Below are 25948 nucleotides of genomic sequence, written 5' to 3'. Positions count from 1 at the left end.
GTAATAGAGAATGCAACGAGATCACGCCTCCCTTTCCCCGAGCACGAGGAGCACCCCCAATGATGAAGGCAGAAGTCGGCACGATGAACCGTGGGCTCACAACGCGCTCCGCGTTCCGTCTTGTCTGTCCCTTTCGGTTCCGCATTCCGTATGCCGCCCTCCTCATCGGCGCGTGTTGCCTGGTGTCCGGCCTGGCCGCCCCAGGCCCGGGCCACGCGGCAACGATATCGGACTTGGCGCCCCGCGCCGCCCAGGCCAAAAACCGGGCCAACCAGTTGAGGACCGGCGGCAAGGCTGGCCAGCTCAACGCCATCGGGGTTATCGGTCCGCTGGCCATGGAGTTTGTGGCCGCCTCGGATCTGGCCACTGCGGTCAAGACCAAGCGCGCGAGCGTGCGGCAGGTTTACACCGACCTGAGCGCGCCCCTGCAAGCCATCTACAAGGCCAACACCGATGTCATGGAACGCTGGATGCAGGACATCATGGCCGTCGACGGCGACCTGGAGGCCCTGTACGAAGAGGCGCGGTGGAGAGACGCCCAGGATGTGGCGGCCCGTGCGCTGTATTTTCTCAACTGGCTCAAGTATGTCGGCTCGTTCGTGTATGAGGGCGAGCGCCAGGCCCAGCTGCTCAAAGACGCGATTAACGGCTTCTCCGAGTTTGCCTCCGGCCCGGCGTCGAGCATCAAACGCGAGACCCTGTTCGGCCGCGCCCTGAGCGAGCGCGAACTGGGCGAGTATGACTGGGCGATCAACGACTTTGAGGCGCTGCTGAAAGACAAGGCGACCAGCCCCAGCATGCGCGCCAAGGTCACCAACGCGCTGGCAGAGACCCGGCGTCTGGCCAAGCGCGGCAAACGCAGCGGCCCCTCACCCGAAGACCTGCTCGAACAACAGCTGGCCGAAGCCAGCGGTCTGTTTGAGCGCAGCCAGCAGGAACGCGGCACGCAGCGCCGCAAGACCCGGGAACGGGCCATCGGCCTGGTGTTGGGGGTCAAAGAGTCAGAAAACGCCGACGATACGTGGAGAGCCAAGGCCGACACCCTGCTGGCCCAGGTCCTGAACGAAGACGAAAAGCTGGCCCTCGACCCCTATATGCCGTGGCACAACGCGGCGGCTTTTATTCGCAAGGGCCAGTACGCCAAGGCCATCCCCGTCCTACGGACGGTGCTGGAGTCGGACGATTCACGCGCCCGGCGCCATAAACAGGACGCCCGCTACTACCTTGGCGACGCGCTGCTCAGAACCGGCAGGCTGCACCAGGCAATCACCACCCTGGACAGCTACCTCAACGGCGGATCGTCCAAAAATGCGGTCAACGCCGCCTACCTGCGTTTCAAGGCTGCCGAGGCCCTGTTCGCCCAGTCGCAGAACCAGACCAACGGCCGCCTGTATGTGAACGCGGCCAGAGACCTGATCAAACGCGATCCCAAGAACCGCTCAAAAGCCGTCCACGAGGCGCATTTTCGACTCGGTGAGTATCAGCACGGCCAGGAAAACTATCTCGAAGCCGTGAACTCGTATCGGCGCGTCCGCGGCAGTACCGAGTTTCGCTTCCGGGCCGATTTTGCCACCCTGCAAAGCTATTTCTCGATCTACGAACAGTGGGAAGAAGAGCCCGATAAAGACCTGGGCATCAGCCCCGACGACCTCAAACAAGGCATCAGAGACGGCCTGGTCGCCTTTGAGCAGAGCAGCGCCGCGTTTGAAAAGCAGAACCCCAAGGGCAAAAAACGCGAGAATCTCAGGAATTATCGCGGTCGGGTCAAGTTCATGCACGCGGTCCTGCTCAGCGAGGACACCGACGCCAACGCCACCCAGATCGCCGACCTGCTGCACGACTTCGAGCAACACTACCCGGCCCATAAAGACGCCTTTGAAACCGTGGCCCGCGTCCGTCTGGTGACGCTGGAGAAGGCCGGCCGCTTTGAGGAGCTGGAAAAGAATGTGGCGGCCATCTTTGCCACCTATGACACCGACAAACGTCTTGAGTTGCTCACAGCGCTCGATCAGGTCCTGGTGCGGGATATTCGGACCCTGAAGAAACAGAACGACAGGGAGAACCTCCAGGCCGCCAAACGCACCCTGGCCCGCCTGTACAGCGACAAGATTACGCGTCAGGACTTTGCCGCAGACGAGTCCCAGGACAAGTTCAAATACGAGCTGGCCCAGCTGTATCTGGATGTCAGAGACTACGGCCAGGCGGCCGCCCTGTACACCCAGCTCCAGGACGGGCCGTATTCGCTGGTCTCATTGGCCGGCTTGGCCCGTATCGCCGAGGTCAACGGGAACAAGGAACAGGCGCTGGCCTACTGGGAGGAGATGCTCCGAGACTCGCAGGCCGGGGACCCGATCTGGTTCCGCGGCTCGTACGAGGTCGCCGTGCTGAACGTTTCGCTGGGCAACGCCCAGGCCGGCTGTCGGACCGCCCGGGGCACCCGCACCATGCTGAACCGGCTGGGAGACCAGCAACTCAAAAAACAGATCCAGGATTTTGTGAACAAGAACTGCGGCGTCTGACACACCGGACGAGGAGGATCGGCTGAGTCAAGACGAGCGTCTCGTTCCTCTTTCCCCACCGTCCGGGCTGGCTCGGCGACCCACACCGGGCTAGGCCAAAAAAGGTGAGCGTGATAACAAGAAGAGCCTGAAAGGATATCACGATCACCGTCTCACCAACAGATCAGGGAATCTGGCTCTTTCTGGCCAAGGGCGGCGTGGTGCTGTTCATCATCGCCGTCCTGTCCGTCGTTGCTTTTGCCATTGTGCTGGCCAAGTTCTGGTCGCTGTGGCGGTTCCGTACCCACCTCAGCACGCTCAACCAGCGTATCGAACCCCAGCTGGCTGAGGGCAATATCTCGGTCGCCCTGGGCGTCTGCCGTGAATACACCAGCCCGCTCAGCCGGCTGTTTGAGGCTGCCATTGTGTATCGGGACCGCGGCCACAGCGAGCTGACCCGCCGTCTGGAACGTTTAGGTGGGGATGTGGTCGCTGCCCTGGAGTCCTATCTGGGCGTGCTGGCGGCGGTGATTGGGGTGGCCCCGATGCTTGGATTTCTGGGCACCATCATCGGTCTGATCCGCGCCTTCATGAGCTGGGAAATGATGGGCGACCAGATCACGATCAATATCCTGGCCGGTGGTATCTACGAAGCCATGATCACCACCGCCGCCGGTCTGAGTGTCACGATTCCGTACTATCTGATCTATAATCACCTCACCGCCCGGGTCAAACGGCTGACCCGGCTGACCGAAGAGCACACCGAGACCCTGATTGATATGCTCACCCAAGCTCAGCCCCGGGAGCCCCTCAGCGATGCAGTTTAGCAAGCACCCACAGCCCAGCCCGAACCTCGACTCGGTGGCGCTGACCGACATCATCATGAACATGTTCATCTTCTTCTTCATTACGTTCAGCTTTCTGGCCACGTTTAATCAGACCAGAGAGGGCCGGGTCGATGTCAGCCTGCCCAAGGCGTCGTCAGCCGCCTCTCAGGTGGAACGGACACGCCTCACGGTGAGTCTGGACAAGGGCGGCGGCCTGTTTCTGAACGAACAGGAGACCAGCCTTGAGCAGCTCCAGAACGTGTTCCAGGCCGAGCGGGAAAAGGGCAGCGAGGTCACCCTGGTGGTCCGCGCTGACCAGGAAGTCCAGCACGGCCGGGTGGTCGGCGTGATGGATCTGGCCCGGACCGAGGGTCTGCACCGCCTGGCCATCGCCACCGTCAAATGACACAGGCCCAAGGGCTGGCCGAGGGGGAAACCACCGCCCGGGTCGGACATCCTGAATGAGATGGATACGAAAGACACGCTCGACACGCCCCACACCACCGACCCTCTCCGCCTGGCAAGAGCAAAACCTGGCCGCCATCAGCCGCCGTCTGGCCGCTGGCCGCGCCGCCCGTCCCGGCATCGTGCATGAGCAGGTCTCGGCCTATAACCACATCGTCGTGCGTCGCACGACACAGCAGCTCCTGCTGTGCTACCGCCATCCCGACAGCCAGATCGAAGAAACCGAATCACGGCTTGACCCCGATGACCCCCTCGTCCTGCCCTCGGCCTATACCCAGGCCATGCTCCTGGCCCTGATCTGGCAGCCCCAGCCCCGGCGTATTCTGCTCATCGGGCTGGGCGGGGGACGCCTGCAAATGGTCCTCCACCACTACCTGGAGCGGGTGACGCTGCATACCGTCGAGCTTGACCCGCTTGTTGTTGCGCTGGCGGAACGCTTCTTTGGCATTGTCCAGGACGAACGCCAGCGGATCATCGTCCAGGACGGCCGGGACTATCTGCGTCGGGCTGCCGGCCGGCTGTCTTACGACCTGATCCTGCTCGACGCCTACCGCGTCGAGGGGGTGCCGCGCCACCTGAGTACCCACGAGTTTTATACCGAATGTCGCGCCTGTCTGGCTCCGGGCGGCGTGCTGGCCACCAACCTGCACTCGGGCATTCCCGGCTATGCGGCCGCCCGCGCGACCTTTGAGACGGCCTGGCCGCACACGGCCGTGTTTCCCGTATTCGGGGGCAATGTGGTGGCCGTCGGCGGTGAGCTGGCCGCACTCGCCGCACCCGCCTTCTCGGCCCGCCTGAGCCTGGTCGAGCAACACTTCCTGGGCCACCTGTCTCTCAGCCGGCTGGCCAGCGGACGCGACAGCCGGGCAAGCGCCGGCAAAACTGGCCGGATTTTACACGACACGGACCAGCCTTGACCGCTCAGGAGTTTCATTCAAGGACAGATCAGACGGCACCTCAGCAACGAAGATGAAGCACACGAGAGAGGAAACGATCCCATTGTTGATTGAACGTCCGGTAAGTCCCATAGGCTTGTCTGTCCCTCCATTGACTTTCGCTAAGTGTTCTGGTTTGCAGGGAGCTTCTCGCAAAGGAGGACGGCGTGGAAAACGGTAAAATCTGGATGGACGGCGAGTTTGTCGCCTGGCCCGAGGCCACGGTACATGTGCTCACCCATACCCTCCACTACGGCGTCGGCGTATTCGAGGGCATTCGGTGCTACGCCGGCGAGGACGGCCGTTCGGCAGTCTTCCGTCTTGCCGAGCATATTGAGCGCCTGTTTGACTCGGCCCATATTCTGGATATCAAAATTCCGTTTACGCCCGAGCACATCAGCCAAGCCTGCCTGGAAACGGTCCGGGTCAATCAGCTCGAAGAGTGCTACATCCGCCCGCTGGTGTTTGTCGGCGAAGGCGACCGCGGGTTGCACGCCCGGACCAACCCTATTCGGGTGGCGATTGCCGCCTGGGCGTGGGGTGCCTACCTGGGCGAAGAGGGACTGAAAAACGGGATTCGGGTCAAAACCTCCTCCTTCCAGCGCTTCCACGTCAATACCCTGATGACCAAGGCCAAAGCGGTCGGAACCTATCTGAACGCCATTCTAGCCGGCCAGGAAGTGTGGTCTCTGGGCTATGACGAAGCCCTGTTGTTGGATACCGACGGCCATGTGGCCGAAGGGCCGGGAGAGAATATCTTTGTGGTGCGCAAGGGGAAAATCAGAACCCCGCCCCTGTCGACCTCGCTGCTGCCCGGCATCACCCGCGACACGGTAATGACCCTGCTGCGTGACGGCGGCTATGACCTGTCTGAAGAGTCCCTCACCCGCGACGATATCTATCTTGCCGACGAGGCGTTCTTCACCGGCACGGCCGCCGAGGTGACCCCCATCCGCGAACTCGACGACCGGCCCATTCGCGGCCAGACCCCCGGAGAAGTGACCCGTTTTCTGCAACAGCGGTTCTTCGCCCTGACCAAGGGACAGGACAACAGCTATACGCACTGGCTGACATACGTCTGAGCGGGTCGGCACCGCTCTCAGTATCCCTGATGTCTTCCCTCCGTCACCTGTGGTTCGATACCCGCCATCTGCTTGGAGACGAGCCGGGCCAGGCGCTGTTGGCCGAACTCCAAGCCCTGCCCTCTGAAGCACGCGAGACGATTCTGACGACCGGAGACCGGCTGGCCGAGCTATCGCTGACGCTGGCCCAAGCCTTCTGTCGGCAAGCCCCGGCCGCCTGGCGGGCGTTTGGCGCGACGGGCTTCGGACGCTGGGTAGCCCTTGGCGAGGGCCTGGCCGGCCAGGAACCGGCCTCACGCGACGGGGCGGTCGCCTATTTTACGATTCCGCCCCAATCGGTAGGGCGGCTGGGTCTGGACCGGGCCGCAGAATGGATCGCCATCGGACGTGAGGTGCTGCGGGTCTCGCGCCGGCTTGGGGCGCAGTTTTTTCAAGCCTCGGCTCCGCTCTTTGGCCAGCTGCCCACCGGGTCACACCTGCGCGCCTGGGCCGAGCAGGGCCGGCTGCTGTTGGGCTGCAAGGGCTGGAAGGGGGAGTTTCTGGCCGTATCGTATTTCTCGGCGGCGGCGGCCGCCCTGCCGGTGCTGAGTCCCGAGGAAATAGCAGCCTGGGCAAGACTCGGCGCTCTGGTCCAGGATTCCGGACCGTGGACGTTTTATACGCATTTGCCGGACGGTTTTCAGGCCTTGGATCAGACCCAGCGCCTGGCCTTTCTGCATACCGCCCAGCACGCGGCCAGTCAGTCTGCCACCGCAGCCACCGAGATTTTTTTCGGTCTGCCACCGGTCCTGTCGGGTCTCAGTCCGAGCCTGCGGTCTGGGTATCTGTCCATCCTGAGCCCGGTGATTCGCTCGGACCCGCCGGCGGTTGCCAGCCTGCTGCCGTTGCTGAGACCGGTGGCCAAGGCTGTCGGCCTGGCTGAGCAGCCTGGCCTGCAAGACCGCCTAATCGGCCTCGCCGACACCTTTCCGGCCGGTATTCCGCCGCTGATTCGGACCCTGCCCCGGGCACATGAAGAAGCCGGCCCCACGGGTCTCCAGGACTGGCTGACAAAAGGTGCCCGCATCGCCGCCGACAATCCCGAGGCTGGACTGGCCTATTTTGGCCTGGAGTCGCGCACCAGCTTTCAGGTTCTGCGCCAGGCTTCTCCCGGCATTGATCTCGAAGAGGTCCAGGAACTGCTGCGTAAGTATGTCCAGATGCTGACCGGCAGCCCGGTCAGTATTCGGCGCCAGGAGTTCTTCTCCTACCCGCCCGCACTTGAAGAAGCCCCGAGCCACCTGCCCCTGCCGGGCCGGGTCGAGGTGTTTGAGACCTATGACGAGAATTTTCGGCTGTTTCGCGCCTTTGCCGCTCAGCAGGCCGGCCGTCGCGAGTTCGGCACCTACGAATTCTCGCTCAGCCGGCTGTGGCCCGACCTGCCGCCCGCAGTCCGTCACGTCATGCGCGAGGACGCGGCTCCGGTGGGCGGGCTGGCCGAGTATTTTCGCTGCTTTGTGCACCCCGACATTGTCGAGGCCCTGTTCATATTGATTGAAACCCAGCGGGTTCACGCCCGCCTGACGGCAGCCTACCGGGGCCTGAGCGCAGACGTGGCGTGGCTGGACGCGGCGTCCCTGCCCTCGCTGCTGCCCGAAGCCCTGGTCTCGCTGAGCGCGCTGTGGTCCGACCTCCTGCCGTCCGACCACCCAGCCGCAGCAGACGTGTATGACTCGGCCACCCGCGCGGCCGAACTCTACCTGCGCCTGCTGTCCTCCCTGACCACCACCCGCCTCAACCCGGATGACGCCTCGGACTTCGGCCTTCTGTTTGACAAACTGAGCGGCGATGCGCTGATCGATCCCGACATGGACGATGACGAGAGTCCGCCGCCGGTCCAGGAGCCGATCGATATACCCGAGCTACAGCTGGAGGACGAACGGGATGAGGAACAGGGCGGCAGCCCCCTGTCGGCCGAAGAACTCAAAGCCCTGATTGAGGCCGGGGTCGATCTCCAGATTCGCCAGGGCAAGCAGGACAGGCTGATTCCCCAGGGGCTGTACGTCAGCGATTTGAACGGCAAGTTGCCGGGCCAGGGCGACCCGGAGCACATCGCCGCCGGCAATGACCCGGCTCTTCCGGCCGTCCACGGCCGCGCTCAGCGCGAGGAGGGCCTGACCTTTTACTACGACGAGTGGGACTATCAGATCGCCGACTATCGGAGCCGCTGGTGTCGTTTGCGGGAGATCGTGCTGAGCGGCGACGCCGGTGAGTTCTTTGCCCAGACGCTGAACGACTACACGGCCCTCACCCCGGCTATCAAACACGAGTTCCAGCGCATCCGACCGGAACAGTACCGGCTGGTGCGCGGTCTTGAAGACGGCCACGAGTTTGATCTCAACGCCGCAGTCACCGCAGTGGTCGATATGCGCGCCCGGCTCGCGCCCTCGGCCAAGCTGTACACCGAACGGCGTCAGACCGAGCGCGATGTGGCCGCCCTGTTTCTGCTCGACATGAGCGCTTCGACGGATGAACCGCTGGTTGCGGTGGAACGGGACTACAGCGACGACGAGCCCGAAGACTGGCAGCCGCTGTGGAACAAAGCCGACCGGAATGCACGCTCGGCTGCGAAACGCCTGTCCCAGCCCAAACCGCGCCGTATTATCGACGTCACCAAAGAAACCCTGGTGCTCATGGCCGAGGCGCTCGAAGAGATTGGCGATTCCTACGCCATCTACGGTTTCTCGGGCCAGGGTAAGGACAACATCGAGTTCTACCATGTCAAGTCGTTCGTTGAGGCGCTATCCCCGACCGTCAAGGGGCGCATCGGCGCCATTGAGCCCAAGCGCTCGACCCGCATGGGACCGGCCGTGCGCCACGCCTTGGAAAAACTCAAAGACCTGACGTGTCGGGTCAAGCTGTTGATCCTGCTGAGCGACGGCTTTCCCCAAGACATGGATTATGGGCCGGACCGGCGCTCCACAACGTACGGCATTCGGGATACCATGGTCGCCCTGCGCGAAGCCGAAGAGGCTGGCGTGCTGACCTTCTGCCTGACGGTCGATAAGGCCGGCCACGACTATTTGCGCGAGATGTGCGAACCGTCGCGCTATCTGGTGCTCGAGGACGTGGCCTCGCTGCCGACCGAGCTGCCCAAAGTCTATCAGCGCTATATCCGACCGCGTGGGCTCTAGCAGGAGTCCTGCCCAATCCGGGCCGAGTCAGCGGTCAAAACTGGAAACGAGAGGAGAGATGTATGGATATTCAAAAAACCGTTGCCGTTGTGACCGGCGGTGGTTCGGGTCTGGGAGAGGGCACCAGCCGCGCCCTGATTGCCAGAGGCGCCAGGGTCGCCATCCTCGATCTGGGCCGTTCGCGCGGGGCGGACATCGCCCACGAGCTGGGCGACAAGGCGGTCTTTGTTGAGGCCGACGTGACCGACGAAGACCACACCGCAGCGGCCATCGACAAGGCGGTCGCCACCTTTGGCGCCATCAATGCGCTGGTCAACTGCGCCGGGATTGCGACCGCCGGCCGGACCCTGGGCAAGGGCGCGCCGCTCGACCTCGGTCCGTTCAAACGCACGATCGAGGTCAACCTGATCGGGACCTTTAACGCCATTCGCCTGGCCGCCGCCCAGATGGTCAAAAACGAACCCAGCGCGGACGGCGAACGGGGAGTGATCATCAACACCGCCTCGGTGGCCGCCTTTGACGGACAGATCGGACAGGCGGCCTACTCGGCCTCAAAGGGCGGGGTGGTGGGCATGACCCTGCCGATTGCCCGCGACCTGTCCCGCGACGGCATCCGCTGCTGCACGATTGCCCCGGGCATCTTTGAAACCCCGATGCTGATGGGTTTGCCCGAACCGGCCCGGCAGGCCCTGGCCGCCAGCATTCCGTTTCCCCAGCGCCTGGGCACCCCGACCGAATACGCCGCCCTGGCCTGCCATATTATGGAAAACGTGATGCTGAACGGCGAGACCATCCGTCTCGACGGAGCGATTCGGATGGCGCCAAAGTAAGCCCGTGTACAAGCGCAAGGACGCCTTTTACAAGCAGGCCAAACAGGCCGGCTATCGTTCGCGGGCCGCCTATAAGCTGCTCGAACTCAGCCGCAGCTTCGGGCTGCTGCGGCCCGGCCAGCGGGTGATCGACCTGGGCACCTGGCCCGGCGGCTGGCTGCAGGTAGCGGCCGAGCGGGTCGGTCCTCGGGGCAGGGTCATCGGCATCGATCTGATCCCTATCGACCCCCTGAAGACGGGCAATGTGACTGTGGTTCAGGGCGACGCCACCGACCCGGACCAGCAGCGCCGGCTGCTCAGCCTGCTCGACGGACCGGCCGATATCCTGCTGTCCGATATGGCCCCCAAGTTGAGCGGCGTGCGTGAGCGCGACGAGGCGCGGGCGCAGGAACTCAGCCGGGCGGCTGCGGCCTGCGCCGCCCAGCTGCTCAGGCCGGGCGGAAGCCTGCTCCTCAAGGCGTTCATGGATAGCGGCTATCCAGCCCTGCTGGCAGCCCTGCGCGCCGACTTTGCGACGGTCAAGACCACCAAACCCCAGGCAACGCGCAAGGGCTCGGCAGAGACCTATATCATCGCCACTGGCTTCGTATCGTGCTAAGACGATGCCAAGCGTGCCAGAGAGATCATCAATTGCTGTGCTTCGAAGGAGGCCGCGATGGCAAAGTCAGTCCTGACCATTTCTCACATGTACGGCAGTGGCGGAAGCCGTATCGCCCGCAACCTCGGTGGCCGTCTGGGCTGGACCGTATGGGAAAAAGAAATCGTTCGTAAAATCGCTACCCAGTACAAGGTGTCGGAAGAGTATGTCGACGCCAAGGACGAACGGGTCGATTCCTTTATTGAGCGCATGGTCGGCCTGTTCGGCATGGGCGGCTTTGAATCGGCCTACGACATTCCGCCGCCGCTGTGGCTCAACGACGCCCAGCTCGTCCGCATGACCCGCTCGCTGATCGAAGAGGTGGCCGGGGGCGGTCAGGCGATTATTGTCGGTCGGGGCGGCAATTATGTGCTGGCCGAGCAACCCGCCGCCCTGCACGTCTTTCTGACCGCTCCGCTCCAGGCGCGCATAGCACGGGTGATGGAAGTCGAGAGCCTGTCCCACGCTGAAGCCGCCCAACGGATCGCCGGCATGGACCGCCTACGCGCCGACTACGTCCACACCTTCTACCACGACGACTGGCGTGACCCGAGCCGCTATCACCTGCTGATTGATTCGAGCGTGTGGGGAGAAGCGGGCGCTACGGATTTGATTCTGCGGGCGCTGGAGCGCTCAGCCCACTGAGTCCGGGCTGGCCTCAAGAACCGCGTCGCACCCTGCCCGGGCGCCGAGCGGTAAAAAGACCCGCATCGTCGTCCCCCGGTCGAGCTGGCTCTCGATATGCAGGAACCCCCCGTGGGCCTGCACAATATGTTTGACAATCGCCAGACCCAGCCCGGTTCCGCCGAGTTCGCGCGAGCGCGCCTTATCGACCCGGTAAAAGCGCTGGGTCAGGCGTGGAATGTCGGCCTCGGGGATGCCGCAGCCGGTATCGGCAACCGCGACTTCCATCCAGCCGTGGTCGGCCTGGCCTGTCCCGTCCCCGTTCCCATCCGGGACCGAAGAAGCCGCCGCAACACGGGCGGAGACCGCCACCCGTCCGCCCGTGGGGGTGTATTTGACGGCATTATCAACCAGATTCAGCAAGACCTGATGGAGCCGGTCGGGGTCGCCGGACAGGGACGGCAACGACTCCGGCACCGCCGCACTCAGCCGCACCTGCCCGCTGGCCGCCTTGTCCTTGACCAGCTCGAATACCTCGTCAATCAGCTGGCCGAACACCAGCTGGTCATGGCGCAGCTCGGTCTTGCCCAACTCAAGATCGGACAGGGTCAGCAGATCGTCGATCAGACGGCTGAGACGCTCTGAGTGACGGTCGATGATGGCCAGAAAACGGGTGACCATGGGCGGGTCGTTGAGCGCGCCGTTCAGCAGGGTTTCGGCATAGCCCTTAATCGCGGTCAGCGGCGTGCGCAGCTCGTGCGAGACGTTGGCCACAAAGTCGGCCCGAATGGCTTCGAGCTGCCTGAGTTCGGTCAGGTCGTGCAGGACCAGAATGACCCCGCTGACCGCCTGTCCGTTCAGAGCCGGGTGTTCCGCGTGCCACACCGGAGACTGGGGCGAGACGTTCACCTGGATCGCGCTGACCGCGACCGAGCGGGACTGCTCGCCCTCAAGCTCGATTTCCTGTCTCAGCGCCTCAGCCCCGGGTGGGCTGTCGAGCACGGCCCGCACCAGATCGTGGAGCACTGGATGGCGGGAGAATTCGAGCAGGGGCTTGGCCTGGAAGTCCGTCTCCTCAGACAGCTCCAAGAAATTGTGGGCGGCCCGGTTGGAGAAGCGAATGTGACTGTCCGCGTCCAGGACAATCACCCCCTCGGTCATGCTCTGGAGCACCACCTCGAGCTCCCGGCGGGCGTCGTGTAAACGCCGCAGCCGCTCGTGCTGGGCGTGCAGCAACCGGCCCAGGCCGTCTTCTACGAGGCCGAGTTCATCGGGTCTTTGCATCGGCAGGCCGGGCGGCAGACTGCGCTCCAAGGCGAGAGAGATACAGGCCCGCAGATCGGCCAGGCGCCGCACCACACTCCGGCTCAGGACACAAGCGCCGAACGGCGCGCCCAGCCCCAGGCCGAACGCCGCATACCACAACCAGGCCGGGCGGTCGGCGTCGGGCAAGGCGTAGAAGCCCAGCATGCCAAGCAGGCCTGCACAGGCCAGACTCGGAAACCCAACGATGGCGATGCCCAGCCTATTCTTCCAAAGCATCGGGGTTAAACTTGTAGCCGACCCCACGGACGGTCAGGATGAGCGTCGGTCTGGTATCATCGCGCTCAACGCGTTGACGCAGCCGTCGGATGTGGACATCCACCGTGCGGGGCTCGACGTACACGTTGTGGCCCCAGACCAGATCGAGAATCTGGCTGCGGCCAAAGACGCGGTGCGGGTTGCGGACAAAAAATTTCAACAGATCGAACTCGCGCAAACCCAAGCCCACCGCTTCGCCGTCGCGGTAGACCTCGTAGGTATCGAAGTCGATCCGCAACCAGCCCTTTTCATAATACTCGTGGGGTCGCTCATTGGCCGGTCCGTACGCGCGGCGGATGATCGCCTTGACCCGGGCGACCAGCTCACGGGGGCTGAACGGCTTGGTGACATAGTCGTCCGCGCCCATCTCCAAACCCAGGACCTTGTCAAGCTCGGCGGCTCGGGCGGTCAGAATCAGAATCGGCACCGAGGCGGTGTCCTCCTGAGCGCGCAGCAGACGACACACTTCCAGGCCGGACAGGCCCGGCATCATCAGATCCAGGATAATCAACGACGGCCGCTGTGTGGCCGCCAGATGCAGGCCACGCTCACCGTCACTGGCATCGACAACCGCGAACCCCTCGGCCTCCAGATTGTAGCGGACCAGGCTGCGGATATCTTCTTCGTCTTCAACAATCAGGATTTTCCGTGGGGTCTCGGCCATAGCGCCTTCCACAAGAGCTTCCTCCCCTCCAGACATGGCGCTAGGTCTCTGAGACTGAGCTTGGGACCGGCGAGACATGCCGAATGTTCTTGCCCTTCACCATATAGATGACCATTTCTGCGATGTTGGTGGCGTGGTCGGCGATGCGTTCCAGATATTTCGCCAGAAACAGGATTCGGGTGGAACGCACCACGGTTTCGGGCTCTTCGGCCATCCGGCCCAACATCCGGCCGAATACCTCGGCCGTCAGGTCATCGATAAAATCGTCACGCTGACACACGTCCAGCGCCAGACCGGTGTCCTCGCGGACAAAGGCGTCCAGACTGTCACGCAGCATTGAGCGCGCCCACTCGGCCATGCGCGGCAGGTCGGCGTAGGGCCGCAGGGGCGGCTCCTCGTTGAGTTCCAGCGCCCGTTCGCACACGTTTTGGGCGATATCGCCGATCCGTTCCAGATCGGTCCCGATCTTCAGGCTGGTCATGATGAAGCGTAAATCCCGCGCCGCAGGCTGGTGGAGCGCCAGCAGGCGGGTACACGCCTCATCAATCGACACGTCCAGGTAGTTGACCATGTGGTCGCGGGCAATCGTCTGTGTGGCCAACTCGGAGTCACGCTGGGTGAGCGAGGTGATCGCATCGCCGATCTGTTTTTCAACCAGCCCGCCCATCTCCAACACCTTGGCCCGCAACTCCTGCAACTCTTCTTCGTACTGTCGGTCGGTGTGTAACGGCATAGGCACCTCGCGTACGTGTTCAAGGGGAACGATGATCTCTTCCTGATGAGATAGTTATCGTCGTTCCCCTTTCTAGCCGAAACGGCCAGTGATGTAGTCCTCGGTCTCTTTTTTCTCGGGCGTGGTGAACAGTTTATCGGTCGGGCCGAACTCGACCAGTTTGCCCAGGTACATGAACGCGGTGTAATCGGACACCCGCGCGGCCTGCTGCATATTATGGGTGACGATGACAATCGTGTACTTGCGTTTGAGCTGGTGGATCAGCTCTTCGATTTTTGTGGTGGCAATCGGGTCCAGGGCCGAGCAGGGTTCGTCCATCAACACCACCTCGGGCTCGACCGCAATCGTGCGGGCAATACACAAGCGCTGGTGCTGACCGCCCGACAGGTCCAGGGCGTTGTCGTGCAGGCGGTCCTTGGCCTCTTCCCACAGCGCAGCATCCTTGAGGCTTTTCTCCACAATCTCGTCCAGCCGCGACTTCTGGCTGATGCCCAGAATGCGTGGGCCGTAGGCGATGTTTTCGTAAATCGTTTTGGGAAACGGGTTGGGTTTCTGGAACACCATGCCGACTTTTTTGCGCAGTTCGGTCACATCCAGGCCGGTGTCGAGGATTTCCGTGCCGCCGATAGTGATGCTGCCGCTGATCCGGACCCCGTCGACGAGGTCGTTCAGCCGGTTGAGACAGCGTATCAGGGTCGATTTGCCGCACCCCGACGGGCCGATATAGGCGGTCACCTTCCCCCGCTCAATATCCATGTCGATGTTGTACAGGGCCTGACTGCTGCCGTAGTGCAGACACAGGTTGCGGATACGGATTTCAACCGGCGCGGCAGCCGTTGAAGCGACCGGAGCAGCGGTCCCATTGCCGTTCCCGGTCGGCTGCGGAACAGCAAGGACGGGGGTCGAGGCTGACAGATCTTTGTCCATGCTCGCGTGCCTCTCTTTCAGAAGGTGCCAAAGCGGAGCTTACTGCGCAGACGATTGCGGACCACAATGGCGGTCAGGTTGAGCGCAATCACGATACCGATCAGCAACAGGGTCGTCATGAAGACCATCGGCTTGGCGGCCTCGACGTTGGGCGACTGAAAACCGACATCGTAGATATGAAAGCCCAGGTGCATGAACTTTCTCTCAAGGTGAAAAAACGGCCAGTGGCCATCCAGCGGCAGGGTCGGGGCCAGCTTGACCACGCCGGTAATCATCAGCGGTGCCACTTCCCCGGCTCCCCGCGCCATGGCCAGGATAGCCCCAGTCAGAATGCCGGGCAAGGCTCCGGGAATGACGATTTTACGCAGGGTTTCCCATTTGGTCGCGCCCAGAGCCAGCGAGCCCTCGCGCCACTCGCGCGGGATGGCCGACAGGGACTCTTCGGTGGCGACAATGACAACCGGTACGGTCAGCAGCGCCAGGGTCAGCGAGGCCCATAAAATCCCGCCGGTCCCATACGTTGGCGTCGGCAGGGCTTCTTCGTAGAAAAAGGAATCGATCGATCCGCCAATCAGATAGATGAAGAAGCCCAGGCCGAACACCCCAAACACGATGGACGGCACGCCGGCCAGGTTATTGACCGCAATTCGCACCGCGCGCACCAGCGGCCCCTGTTTGGCGTATTCGCGTAAGTACAGGGCCGCCACTACCCCGAACGGGACGACCACGAGGCTCATGATGATGACCATCATGACCGTGCCGAAAATGGCCGGGAAGACCCCGCCTTCGGTATTCGACTCGCGTGGATCTTCCCAGAAAAACTCCCAGAATCGGGTGACGTACAGGCCGGCTTTCTCGGCCCAACTCATCCGGTTAGGCAGAAAGGCCCGCACGACCTGGGCCATCGGCAGGTTTTTGTGCTTCCCGCCGGCGGCCTGTACGGCGATCTCGTAGCGTGCATTTTCCCGGTATAAGGCCGACAGCCGCTCGGTGATCTCCTCGTAGCGCTGCTGCCAGCCGGCGACTTCTTGTTCGAGTGCCCGAATCTCCTGGGCCGCGCGCTGGGGGTCGGATTCGTGTAGCTGAATACCCCGGATCTGCAAACGCAGCCGTTCCATCTCGTAGTTGATATCCCCGACTTCCTGGCGTTCGATGCGCTCGATCTGATGCCGGATGTCTCTCGTTTTGGGGTGGAACGCCTGGAACGCCTGCCAGCTCTGGCTGAAGCCCTCGGCCACCACCTGACCGTCGACGCTGACCGAGCTGAGAAAACCGAACAGGGCGCCCCACTCCAGACGCTCAAAGTAGACCGCCTCTTCCGGATATGCGCGGTCGAGGATCCGGGCGTCGTCCACCCAGCGGAAATCCGCTCCGTACAGGTCGCGGTTGCCGACCTGAAACTGGGTCCGGTACGTTACGCCTTGTTCGTCTCCGGTCTGGAGGGCTTGCTCGTGGTCACGGACCTGGCCCAGCAGCTCGGTGTCGTCGCTGAGGCTGACCAGTACCAGCCGATCCGGCCAGAAAAAGCCCAGGGCGTTGACCGCCACAATCCACAGCAGGGCAGCGATCATCAGCAGGCTGAAACCCAGCGCTCCACCGGTCAGCCAGATAAACGGATCACCGCTCTTCCAAAAACGCGTATTCACAGGTCCTTCCTCAGTCCGGTCGGCTAGATTTTGCTGTAGCGCTCGCGCAGATTCTGGCGCACGACCTCGGCTGCGGTATTCAGCACAAAGGTCAACACAAACAGCAGCAGGGCGGCCAGAAACAGGGTCCGGTACAGGGTGCCGCCGTGGGGCGCCTCGGGAATCTCGACCGCGATATTGGCCGACAGGGCGCGAAAACCGCTGAACGGATTAAAGTCCATGACCGGCGTGTTGCCGGTCGCCATCAGCACGATCATGGTTTCTCCGACCGCCCGGCCAAAGCCGATCATAATCGCCGAAAACACCCCCGGGCTGGCCGTCGGCACGACCACCCGGACTGCGGTCTGCCAGCGGTTGGCCCCCAGCGCCAGCGAGCCGGACACCAGGTGCTGGGGTACGTTGGAGAAGGCGTCCTCACAAATGGTGTAGATGATCGGGATCACGGCAAAGCCCATGGCAAAGCCGACAATCAGCGAGTTGCGCGGGTCATAGCGCGAGCCCGTCGTGTCGTACAGCCACTGGGGAAAGTTCCCGGCAAACAGGCTGACCTCGATGGAATCGTTAAGGGCCACACAGGCGTACACCGTCAGCAACAGCAGCGGGGCCACAAAGACCAATTCCACCCCCGGCTTCAGGCTGTTGCGGACCGCCAGGGGAACCAGCCGCCAGGCGAAGGCGGCCAGCAGGGTGACACCCGGCAGGGCGACCAGCATCATGAAAATGGCCGGCACCATATCGGCCACCAGCGGGGCCAGCCACAGACCGGCAAAAAAGCCCAGGACAACACTGGGCAGGGCCGCCATCACCTCGACCGACGGCTTGACCAGGTTGCGCAGGCTGGGATGCATGAACTGCGAGGTGTACAGCGCCCCGCACAAGCTGAGCGGAATCGCCAGCAGGAGCGCATAAAAGGTTCCCTTCAGCGTGCCGTAGGCCAGCGGCGTGAGGCTGAACTTGGGCTCGAAATCATCGGTCGCACTGCTCGACTGCCAGGTAAAATCGGGCTCCCGATACCCCTCGTACCACACCTTGCCGAACAGGGTGGTGAGGTTGATCTCAGGGTGGGGGTTATCGAGCGACCAGTCGAACAGGCGCGCCTGGTTGTCCACGGCGAAGATGCCGTTGGCGCGTGGCGCAAAGGACAGCAGCTCAACCGCCGCGCCCTGGTCGGTCCTCAGTTCGACCAGGGTCTGCTCCGAGGTGGCGTGGTGGAGCAGGATATGGCCGTCGGCGTCTGCGGTCAGGAAGCCTTTGTTGCGGGCCGACGGCTTCATCGCGGTCAGTGCGGCGGAATGAGACTGGAGGACATGAATTTTGCGGTACGGGCTGTCGCGCGGCGGGCCCTGGTCACGGACCTGAAACCAGACGCCCACCCCCCCGGCGCTATCGCCGACGACCAGCGAGCGTTCGCCCAGCAACCAGTCCAGGGTCGTGGCAGAGACGCCCTGGCTGTCGCTGACGGGAAAGCCGTGGATCAGACGCGGCGCGGCCGGGTCCTGGACCTGCCAGTGCAACAGCTGTCCGTCGGCGGTGCTGACCAGGAGATTGGTCAGGAAGGTATCCAGGGCCAGGGCGGTGACATCGGCCGGCAAGTCGGAGGACAGCTCACGCCGAGATACCTGGGTCTCGGTCTGGCCCAAAAACGATTCCTGTTCGACCTGAGAATAGAACACCAGGGAGCGCGGACCGAGCAGGGCCGCAATGCGGATGCCCTCGTCATCCTCCCCGGTCCGGTATACGAGCTGCTGAATCGCCCGGCCCTGGGGATCGACAATAATCGCGTCCTCCTCACCGGCACGGGGTGTGATGATCCGGCGGCTCTGGTCGTCATAGCTGATCACAAAGCTGGCGTAGACCGGCACGACGGTGCCGTTTTCCGTCGCAATGGCCAGGTTGTGGTCGAATCCATTCTGATACACCGCAGTCGGACGCTGTCCCTGGAGCTGGCGTATCTCGTAGCGCTGGAGGAGCGTATTGTCTTTAAGCGAGACAAAATGGAGCCAGCCGTCCTCGGTCACGACATAAGCGATCTCCTGGTATTCTTCAACGCCAAACGCAATCGGCCGGGCGGCTTGGCCGTCGAGCAGCTCGGACAGCCTCACCGCCCCGCCGAATTCGGTCTTGGGCGCCGACCACAGGGGCAGCGTCTCGGCCACAATCACAAACAGGATGGCGGCAATACTCAGAATGATCGCAATGCCGCCACAGGTAATGATGAGGCCGACGGCCTTATCGTAGATCTTCTTGCGACGCAGCCGCCCCCTGTCCTCGGTCGCCGACAGCCGGACATCAACCCCGGCCCGGTCAGTGGGATAGGGGGCGGGCGGCTGGGTTTCGGCGGATTGTGGTTCTGGCATGCTACTCTCAATACCGAAGTGACGGACGGGGCGCTAGCGCCGTCGTGAGGAGGGGGAATAAGAGGAGGGGGGGCAGGCCCCTCCTCCGTGGGCTTGCGCCCGAGCATAACGCACTCAGCTTGAGACGCAGCCCGTCTCGTAGCCTAGTTGAGCTTGGCCCGTTCCTGGGTGGCGATTTGCGGTGAGACGGGATAGTAGCCGTCCTTCGCCACAACTTCCTGGCCTTCTTTGCTGAAGATATACTTGGCAAATTCCTGGACCAGGGGATCAACCGGCTGTCCGGGCGCCTTGTTGATGTAGATGTACAGGAAGCGTGACAGCGGATACTGACCCGAGCCGACCGTCTTCTGGTTGGGCTCGACGTAGCTGCTGCCATTCTCGGCCAGCGGCACGGCGCGGACGCCGGAGGTGGTGTAGCCGATCCCACTGTAGCCGGCGGCGTTCTTATCCTCGCTCACCCCCTGCACGACAGAGGCCGAACCCGGCTGTTCTTTGACCGTATCCTTGTAGTCTCCCTTGCACAGGGCCTGCTGTTTGAAAAACCCGTAAGTGCCGGAGGCCGAGTTCCGGCCGTACAGGCTGATCGGCGCGGTGGTCCAGCCTCCGCTCAGACCCAGGTCGCCCCAAACCGAGACTTCGTCAGCAGCCCCGCAGCGCAGGGTCTTGGAAAACATGGCATCGACCTGGTCCAGCGACAGGCCCGAGATCGGGTTATCCTTGTTGACGAACACGGCCAGGGAGTCGAGCGAGGTCCGCAGCGGGGTCGCCTTATAGCCAAACTTCTTTTCAAATTCGTCCATCTCGCTGCTCTTCATCGCCCGCGACATGGGCCCCAGCTGAGCGGTGGCCTCGATCAGGGCCGGCGGCGCGGTGCTCGAACCTTTGCCCTCGATCTGGACGTTCACGTTGGGATAGACCTTTTTGAAACCCTCGGCCCACAGGGTCATCAGGTTGTTCAGCGTATCGGAACCCACGCTGTTGAGGCTGCCCGAGATACCGCTGACCTTCTCATAGGCGGGCAGGTTGGGATCGACTTCGACCTGGGCGACAGCCGGACCGCTGACGGCCAGGCCCAGAGCCAAGCCACCGACAAGCGCTGAGAACTTCTTCATTGTCATAACGACTTCCTCCCGTTGGGATATGGTGATGACACATGGCCGTGAGCCGCTTCCACGACCCGCGACCGGCGACGAGTGCTTAGAAATCGACCTGAGCGCGCATCTGGACAATATCGGCGGAAAAGTCGTGCGGATGCTGCTGGTCGGCGTGGACATAGTTCAGCATGAAACGGACATTGGGGTTGAGGTACCAGTTCAGGCCGGCGGTGAAGTTGCCGAGTGTCCCGCCCTGGACCATGCCGTCGGTCAGATCCAGGTGGGAATACCGAACCGCCGCCTCAACAGCCCCGTACCCGCCACCGCTCCAGCTCAGATCCCTGGCCGGCTTGACCCGGTCAAAGGCTCCGCTGGAGGTCTTGTAGCGACGATAGTCACCCGGGGTCAGGAACACGCTGGCGTAGATATAGGCACCGTCGAAGCTCAGGTCACCACCCTTGTTGGAGTCCTGGACCTCGCTGAAGATGTACTCACCCTGGATGGAGAACGGTCCGTAGACCGCAGCCACTTCGGGGTTGAAGTAATCAATGCTATCGGCCTTAAACCTCCCGGTGTCAACAAAGCGGGGGCCCAGGTGGGCTTCCGGCCGAGATCGAAAACGGATGTCGCTGTCTTTGTCGCGGAACTCGTGGGTATAGCCGAACCCCAGGTGCAAGAGCCGTTTGCCCTTGTCCTCGTACCACGGCAGGGCCGTCACACGGGCGGTCAGATTATAGTCCGAGTTCTTGCCAAACCCGTTGCCCGAGTCGCCTACGTCACGAAACACGCCCACCGCAGCAGTCGCCCGCCTGTCGGCAAAGGTGTTCGCAATCTGGAAGCCGGTGTTACGGCCCTGGGCAAACGTGTCTGCCAGCGAGCGTTCCATGAAGGTGATGTACTTACTGCTGGTCAGCTGTTCGAGCGACATCGGCTCCTTGAAGTGACCGATTCTGAGATTGCCCAGGCTCGGAATCTTTTTCAGCTCGATGTACACATCTTTGAAATCGGCGTCCTGGCCACCAAAGTCGTACTGGGCTTTGTACTTGATGTTTTTGTAGATCTCGCCTTCCATATACAGCCGCGCCCGCCGGAACTCGGTGCCGTCGCCAATGCTCCGAAAGTCGTCCGGGGTGTCGCTGTCGGTGCTGTAGATGGCCCAGTCGTTCATGATCCGGCCACCGATCTTGAGCGAGTAATTGCCATCGTTGGACTTGAGTCGCAGCCCCGATGACCAGTACACCCGCATCGTTTTCGGATCGGGCTCTTTTGCCTCGCTGGCACTGACCGCAGCCTCGACCTTTTCCCCTTCGGCCTGGGCCTTGCTCATCAGGTCGCGGTACTGCTGAGCGCTGATTTGCCCGTTGGCCTTGAGAATGTCGAGGATCTCGACCGCCACACTTTTCCCCTGGGCAAACGCGGAACTTGCCAACAGGAGCCCTGCGGCGATCAGACCGCCACACAGAAGGCTGCCTCGTCTCTTCATACTGTTCTTCTCCTTCCCTACAGACATAGTTGGGCCAGAGGGTAAGAACGCAGTGTTACGAGACAATGACAGGGCAGTTATTTATGCGTTACCCTGCGTATCGAAAGGCGAGACGAGCGCGGCCGGCCCGCGGCTCAGACCCGATCAAAGCCGGTAATCGCCACCACCCCCGGTCGCGGCAGTTCCCGGCCGCCGTGCGGCCAGTGGCTGGACAGCCGCGCAAGGCTGGGACTGTTGCCGCCGGGATGCTGGACCGACAGGAACAGCGTCTGGTCGTTACCGCTGAACCACGGTCCGGTCAGCTCACAGTCCGTGGGACCGGACGCAAACTGGTAGGCCTGTCCCGCCCCGGGACCGGTGGTCGGCACCATGAACAGCCCGTTGTTGCCGAAGGCCTGATACGGATCGCGGCCCAGCCGCGAGCTGGCAATATCGCACGCCACCCACAGATTGCCCCGGCGGTCAAAGGCCAGATTGTCGGGGCAGGCCAGGCCGCTGTGGCGGCCACCGAGCAGGAACAGCTCAAACCGGAAGCGCTCGCCCTCGGGATTGTCGTTGTCCTCTATCAGCCGCACGATCTGTCCGTAGAAGTTGGCCCGGCGCGTATTATTGGTGAGCGCAATATACACCGACCCGTCGGCCGGATGAATTTCACAGTCCTCGGGACGATCCAGGGGCGTCGCTCCCAAAACCCGGGCCGCAATCCGGGCATGGATGAGAATATCGGCCTGGGAGGTGATGAGCGGGCCGCCCGTTTGCCGCGCTGTAGCGTTGTAGGCCTGCCACTTTTCACGGTTTTTCTGCACATTCCAGTCCAGCGCCAGCCACCGGCCGTGTTGAAAATCGGCGGCGTATAAGGTCCCCTGGCTCAGCGCCGTCCGCTGCTCAAGCCGTGAGGCCGAGGCCGGCAGCGGCTGGGCGCTGACAAACTTGTACACATACTCGTCGGCCTTATCATCGCCCATATACGCCACCAGCCGTCCGGTCGGTCCGTCGCAGCGCAGCGCGATATTCTCATGGCTGAAGCGGCCCAGGCTGGTATGCTTGACCGGCGGCAGTTCGCCGAAGGGGTCGACCTCGACCACCCAGCCGAACTGGGTCTCGGCGATGGCTTCATCGGGCTGATCGCTCCAGCGCAGAGTCCGTGGGGTTTGCGGATTGTAGAGGTGGTAATTTTCTTCGCACGACAGCACGCTGTGCCAGGGCGTGGTGCCGCCCGAACAGTTGGCCAGCGTGCCGGGGCAGTCCGGCTGGCCGCTCAGGCTGGCGACGGCTTCGGCCGCAGGTCCGTCAAAGCCAAAGCGCGGACCGCAGGCGGTGTAGCGGCTGGTGTAGCGGTGATGGTACTCGCGCCTCCAGCGCCCGTCTGCCTCTCGCCTGAGGTAGAGCACGCTGCCGCCGACGCTGCGTTTTTCGGCCTGAATCTGTTCCGCCGTTTTGGGCTTCTCGGCCTGCGCGTCTTCCCGGCTGTAGCCGCTGACAAACAGCGGATGGGGCGACTCGTGGTTGACCCATAGCAGGCCCTGCTCGGTAAAAGACGATTCATGCTGTTTTCCAATCGCTCTGTTATCATGAACCGTCTTTTGGGAACTGTCGTGTTGAGAGGCGAGCGGGAAATAGGCCAAAAAATCGTTATCGTTGCCGAAGCTCAGCTCCCGGTTACGGGTCGGGTCGGGAAAGCCCAGCTCGTCTCCCCACACGCCGAGCAGGTCGGTCCGATAGCCGGCCGGCAGCCTGAGCTGGTCGGCGGTACTGGGATTGATGGGCTCAAAAAAAGACGGCGTCCAGGCTGAGCTTCTCGCCCGTGGTGCGGCGGCGGCGAGCCGCAGAGGATTGAGCAGTGCCGCATAGGTTCCGATCCCCAGATAGCGCAAAAACTGTCGGCGGGGCAGCGTCATGCCAGTTCCTCCACTTCGAGTGCACGTTCGGCGGGCAGGAACAGTGTCAGCCCGGCGGCGGCAAAGACCAGCCCGGCTGAGGTCCAGAGGCAGCCGGGCAGCCCGGCCAGAAGATACACACCGCCCGACAGCAGCGTCCCGACAAGCCGGCCGGCCGCGTTTGCCATGTAGTAGAAGCCAACGTCCAGCGTCACCTGGTCGGCGTCGCTGTAGGCCAGGATCAAATACGAGTGGACCGCTGAATTGACCGCAAAGACCAGCCCGAATACGGCCAGGCCGACAATCACCGACAGCGCCGGATACCAGCCGGCTTGCAGCACCAGGGCCAGCCCGACCGACAGCCCGGCCAGTCCAAAGCCCCACACCTGGGCAGCCCGGGTACCAGCCACGGCCCCACCGTCTTTGTCCAAAAATTGGGGCGTGACAGCCTGGACCCCGCCATAGCCGACCACCCAGGCGGCCAGAAACGCTCCGACCCCGCTCAAGCTCCAGCCCAGAGTATCGGACAGAAAAATGGGCAGCCCGACCACAAACCAGACGTCCCGTGAGCCGAACAGAAAAAGCCGGGCCAGGGATAAGACGTTAATGGCGCGGGACTTGGAAAACAGCTGGCTGAACTTGACCTTCTCCTTTGACTTGCCCATGTCCTGGTTGAGACTGGCTACCGACAGCAGCAGGATCAGGGCCAGGCCGGCGGCCATAGCCCACAGGGCGAGCGCAAATCCCAGCCAACTCAATAAAACGCCGCCGAGCAGAAAACCACAGCCTTTGAGCGCATTTTTCGAGCCCGTCAAAACGGCCACCCACTGGAACAAGGTCGCCTGTCGTTCGCTTGTCGGGCTGCCGGCTACGACCAGCTTGACCGCGCTTTTGGAACTCATCTTGGTCAGGTCTTTGGCAATGCCGGACAGCGCCTGGGCACCCATGACATACGCCACCGAAACCCAGGTCAGCCAGGAGGCCTGCACTCCGGATAGCATGAGCAGGGCGACGACTTGCAGGACCAGGCCGGCAAACAGCGTGACGCGCACCCCCATCCGCGAGCCGATCCAGCCGCCGAGCAGGTTGGTCGCCATGCCGCAGCATTCGTACAGCACGAACAGAAAGGCCAGATGCAAAGGGGTATAGCCCAGCGCGTGGAAATGCAGCAGGACCAACATGCGCAGCGCTCCGTCGGTCAGGGTGAACCCCCAGTAGGCCGCGGTGACGAGGCTATAGCTGCGTATATCCATACGGTCGTCCTCAGCCTGGCACTGTCGGCCACACGGTCAACGCTGCTGCTCGCAAGAGAGCAGCGCTCACTGTGCGGCCGTGGCCAGCTTTCTGGTCAGTTCCATCAAACGGTGGACATAGCCCCACTCGTTATCATACCAGGCCAGGATTTTGACCTGGGTGTCGTCAAGCACCAGGGTTGACGGGCCGTCCACAATACTCGACCGGGGGTCGTTGACGTAGTCGGCTGACACAAGCGGGCGTTCTTCAAAACCCAGGATGCCGCTGAGTTCTCCCTCGGCCGCTTCTTTGAACAGACGGTTGACCTCTTCGACCGTTGTCGGCCGTGTGACCTCAAACACACAGTCGGTCAAGGACGCGTTGAGCAGTGGGACGCGTACCGCCAGACCGTTCAGCTTACCGTGCAGCTCGGGGTAGATCAGCGTAATCGCCTTGGCCGAGCCGGTGGTCGTCGGGATCAGCGCGTTCAGACCTGAGCGCGCCCGTCGCAGGTCCGCCAGAGGCGCGTCAACAACGACCTGGGTATTGGTCGGATTGTGGATGGTGGTGATCAGGCCGTGGGTAATGCCGATGTGCTCATGCACGACCTTGACAACCGGGGCCAGACAGTTGGTGGTGCACGAGGCCGCAGTCACCAGATGGTGACGCTGGGGGTCGTAGCGGTCGTCATTGCAGCCCATGACCACGTTGAGCGCTCCTTCGGCGACCGGAGCCGACACCACGACCTTGCGCACCCCGGCGCGAAAGTAGGGCTGCAACAGTTCCGGCGTGCGGAATTGCCCCGAGCACTCGACCACGATATCGACCCCAATATCGGACGCTGTCCAGCCTACCTGCTCAGGTGAGGTGCACGCGCTGAACGACACCCGTTTGTCGTCGATGCGGATCGCCTCAGCTTCAGCCCGGATATCGTGTTGCCAGCGACCGTGAACCGTATCGAATTCGAGCAGATGAGCCGCAGCCTGCGGGCCGCCCTTGATCTCGTTGATGTGGACGATGTCAAACTCGGGCCACTCCCAGGCGGCTCGCAGGCTGAGGCGTCCCATGCGGCCGAAGCCGTTGATCCCGATCCGCATGCCCATACCATTAGCGAAGTCACCAATTATGGTCCACACAAATTGGCGCCCAGGCGCAAAATTTCACACCCCTGAAACACGGGCGTCACACGCTGGTAAACTTTCAAGCCAACACACGCTGGTAAACTTTCAAGCCAAAATAAAGAAGCCCGCAGGAAAAAGGAGGGGAAACCTGCGGGCTTCTT

General features: G+C 62.7%; 20 protein-coding genes. 9 read left to right on the top strand and 11 right to left on the bottom strand.

What is annotated here, in order from left to right; translation table 11 throughout:
• The first annotated feature begins 59 nt into the window (after window positions 1–59).
• From J4F42_06465 to J4F42_06425, 9 genes are all read left to right on the top strand, one after another.
• The gene (locus tag J4F42_06465) at window positions 60–2519 is read left to right on the top strand and encodes a tetratricopeptide repeat protein (GenBank protein ID MCE2485139.1); all 2460 of its coding nucleotides are present in this window, start codon (window positions 60–62) and stop codon (window positions 2517–2519) included.
• 200 nt (window positions 2520–2719) lie between these two features.
• Window positions 2720–3325 (top strand): MotA/TolQ/ExbB proton channel family protein, encoded by a 606-nt coding sequence (locus J4F42_06460; GenBank protein MCE2485138.1) that lies wholly within the window; start codon window positions 2720–2722, stop codon window positions 3323–3325.
• Entirely contained in the window at window positions 3315–3731 is a 417-nt protein-coding gene (locus tag J4F42_06455; protein MCE2485137.1) for a biopolymer transporter ExbD, read from the top strand. Before J4F42_06460 ends, J4F42_06455 begins: the two co-directional genes overlap by 11 nt.
• A 55-nt stretch (window positions 3732–3786) precedes the next feature.
• A complete protein-coding gene (locus tag J4F42_06450; protein MCE2485136.1) occupies window positions 3787–4707 on the top strand; it encodes a fused MFS/spermidine synthase in 921 nt (306 codons plus the stop codon).
• Between the two features lie 206 nt (window positions 4708–4913).
• Window positions 4914–5807, top strand: a complete 894-nt coding sequence (gene ilvE / locus J4F42_06445) for a branched-chain-amino-acid transaminase (protein ID MCE2485135.1) — start codon at window positions 4914–4916, stop codon at window positions 5805–5807.
• 29 nt (window positions 5808–5836) lie between these two features.
• On the top strand, window positions 5837–8980 hold the full coding sequence (locus J4F42_06440) for a hypothetical protein (protein ID MCE2485134.1): 3144 nt from the start codon (window positions 5837–5839) through the stop codon (window positions 8978–8980).
• A 62-nt stretch (window positions 8981–9042) separates the two neighbouring features.
• Window positions 9043–9810: a 3-hydroxyacyl-CoA dehydrogenase gene (locus tag J4F42_06435; protein MCE2485133.1), complete on the top strand. Its 768-nt coding sequence runs from the start codon at window positions 9043–9045 to the stop codon at window positions 9808–9810.
• A 4-nt stretch (window positions 9811–9814) separates the two neighbouring features.
• Window positions 9815–10408 (top strand): RlmE family RNA methyltransferase, encoded by a 594-nt coding sequence (locus J4F42_06430; GenBank protein MCE2485132.1) that lies wholly within the window; start codon window positions 9815–9817, stop codon window positions 10406–10408.
• Window positions 10409–10465: 57 nt separating this feature from the next.
• Complete coding sequence (locus J4F42_06425) at window positions 10466–11092, top strand: cytidylate kinase-like family protein (protein ID MCE2485131.1); 627 nt, start codon at window positions 10466–10468, stop codon at window positions 11090–11092.
• On the opposite strand, the gene J4F42_06420 is transcribed toward J4F42_06425, so the two are convergent.
• The 11 genes from J4F42_06420 to J4F42_06370 form a co-directional block, all read right to left on the bottom strand.
• On the bottom strand, window positions 11081–12613 hold the full coding sequence (locus J4F42_06420) for a hypothetical protein (protein MCE2485130.1): 1533 nt from the start codon (window positions 12611–12613) through the stop codon (window positions 11081–11083). The two genes, J4F42_06425 and J4F42_06420, sit on opposite strands and share 12 nt — an antisense overlap.
• Entirely contained in the window at window positions 12597–13316 is a 720-nt protein-coding gene (locus tag J4F42_06415; protein MCE2485129.1) for a response regulator transcription factor, read from the bottom strand. The genes J4F42_06420 and J4F42_06415 overlap by 17 nt, the downstream gene beginning before the upstream one ends.
• 40 nt (window positions 13317–13356) lie before the next feature.
• Window positions 13357–14049 (bottom strand): phosphate signaling complex protein PhoU, encoded by a 693-nt coding sequence (gene phoU / locus J4F42_06410; GenBank protein MCE2485128.1) that lies wholly within the window; start codon window positions 14047–14049, stop codon window positions 13357–13359.
• A gap of 72 nt (window positions 14050–14121) precedes the next feature.
• Window positions 14122–14976 carry a phosphate ABC transporter ATP-binding protein gene (locus J4F42_06405; protein ID MCE2485127.1) on the bottom strand — a complete coding sequence of 285 codons (855 nt, stop codon included), beginning with the start codon at window positions 14974–14976 and terminating at the stop codon, window positions 14122–14124.
• A 17-nt stretch (window positions 14977–14993) separates the two neighbouring features.
• Complete coding sequence (gene pstA, locus J4F42_06400; GenBank protein ID MCE2485126.1) at window positions 14994–16622, bottom strand: phosphate ABC transporter permease PstA; 1629 nt, start codon at window positions 16620–16622, stop codon at window positions 14994–14996.
• A 23-nt stretch (window positions 16623–16645) separates the two neighbouring features.
• Complete coding sequence (locus tag J4F42_06395) at window positions 16646–18979, bottom strand: ABC transporter permease subunit (protein MCE2485125.1); 2334 nt, start codon at window positions 18977–18979, stop codon at window positions 16646–16648.
• Between the two features lie 143 nt (window positions 18980–19122).
• On the bottom strand, window positions 19123–20097 hold the full coding sequence (locus J4F42_06390) for a phosphate ABC transporter substrate-binding protein PstS family protein (protein MCE2485124.1): 975 nt from the start codon (window positions 20095–20097) through the stop codon (window positions 19123–19125).
• A 79-nt stretch (window positions 20098–20176) separates the two neighbouring features.
• Complete coding sequence (locus J4F42_06385; protein MCE2485123.1) at window positions 20177–21556, bottom strand: hypothetical protein; 1380 nt, start codon at window positions 21554–21556, stop codon at window positions 20177–20179.
• Window positions 21557–21690: 134 nt separating this feature from the next.
• A complete protein-coding gene (locus tag J4F42_06380; GenBank protein MCE2485122.1) occupies window positions 21691–23454 on the bottom strand; it encodes a DUF839 domain-containing protein in 1764 nt (587 codons plus the stop codon).
• Window positions 23451–24686, bottom strand: coding sequence for an organoarsenical effux MFS transporter ArsJ (gene arsJ / locus J4F42_06375; GenBank protein ID MCE2485121.1), 1236 nt, complete (start codon window positions 24684–24686; stop codon window positions 23451–23453). The genes J4F42_06380 and arsJ overlap by 4 nt, the downstream gene beginning before the upstream one ends.
• Before the next feature lie 66 nt (window positions 24687–24752).
• Window positions 24753–25802: an ArsJ-associated glyceraldehyde-3-phosphate dehydrogenase gene (locus tag J4F42_06370; protein ID MCE2485120.1), complete on the bottom strand. Its 1050-nt coding sequence runs from the start codon at window positions 25800–25802 to the stop codon at window positions 24753–24755.
• Window positions 25803–25948 lie beyond the last annotated feature (146 nt).

It is taken from the genome of Desulfurellaceae bacterium (assembly GCA_021296095.1).
In the GTDB taxonomy this organism is placed as follows: domain Bacteria; phylum Desulfobacterota; class Binatia; order Bin18; family Bin18; genus JAAXHF01.
Note: the sequence above shows the minus strand (reverse complement) of the source record. Positions and strands in the feature narration are given on the sequence as shown.

Bases quoted from the DNA above. Each gene is read 5' to 3' on its own strand.
- J4F42_06465 (MCE2485139.1), top strand. From the start codon at position 60: ATGATGAAGGCAGAAGTCGGCACGATGAACCGTGGGCTCACAACGCGC.
- J4F42_06455 (MCE2485137.1), top strand. From the start codon at position 3,315: ATGCAGTTTAGCAAGCACCCACAGCCCAGCCCGAACCTCGACTCGGTG.
- J4F42_06450 (MCE2485136.1), top strand. From the start codon at position 3,787: ATGAGATGGATACGAAAGACACGCTCGACACGCCCCACACCACCGACC.
- ilvE (MCE2485135.1), top strand. From the start codon at position 4,914: ATGGACGGCGAGTTTGTCGCCTGGCCCGAGGCCACGGTACATGTGCTC.
- J4F42_06440 (MCE2485134.1), top strand. From the start codon at position 5,837: ATGTCTTCCCTCCGTCACCTGTGGTTCGATACCCGCCATCTGCTTGGA.
- J4F42_06435 (MCE2485133.1), top strand. From the start codon at position 9,043: ATGGATATTCAAAAAACCGTTGCCGTTGTGACCGGCGGTGGTTCGGGT.
- J4F42_06425 (MCE2485131.1), top strand. From the start codon at position 10,466: ATGGCAAAGTCAGTCCTGACCATTTCTCACATGTACGGCAGTGGCGGA.
- J4F42_06420 (MCE2485130.1), bottom strand. From the start codon at position 12,613: ATGCTTTGGAAGAATAGGCTGGGCATCGCCATCGTTGGGTTTCCGAGT.
- J4F42_06415 (MCE2485129.1), bottom strand. From the start codon at position 13,316: ATGGCCGAGACCCCACGGAAAATCCTGATTGTTGAAGACGAAGAAGAT.
- phoU (MCE2485128.1), bottom strand. From the start codon at position 14,049: ATGCCGTTACACACCGACCGACAGTACGAAGAAGAGTTGCAGGAGTTG.
- J4F42_06405 (MCE2485127.1), bottom strand. From the start codon at position 14,976: ATGGACAAAGATCTGTCAGCCTCGACCCCCGTCCTTGCTGTTCCGCAG.
- J4F42_06395 (MCE2485125.1), bottom strand. From the start codon at position 18,979: ATGCCAGAACCACAATCCGCCGAAACCCAGCCGCCCGCCCCCTATCCC.
- J4F42_06390 (MCE2485124.1), bottom strand. From the start codon at position 20,097: ATGACAATGAAGAAGTTCTCAGCGCTTGTCGGTGGCTTGGCTCTGGGC.
- J4F42_06385 (MCE2485123.1), bottom strand. From the start codon at position 21,556: ATGAAGAGACGAGGCAGCCTTCTGTGTGGCGGTCTGATCGCCGCAGGG.
- J4F42_06380 (MCE2485122.1), bottom strand. From the start codon at position 23,454: ATGACGCTGCCCCGCCGACAGTTTTTGCGCTATCTGGGGATCGGAACC.
- arsJ (MCE2485121.1), bottom strand. From the start codon at position 24,686: ATGGATATACGCAGCTATAGCCTCGTCACCGCGGCCTACTGGGGGTTC.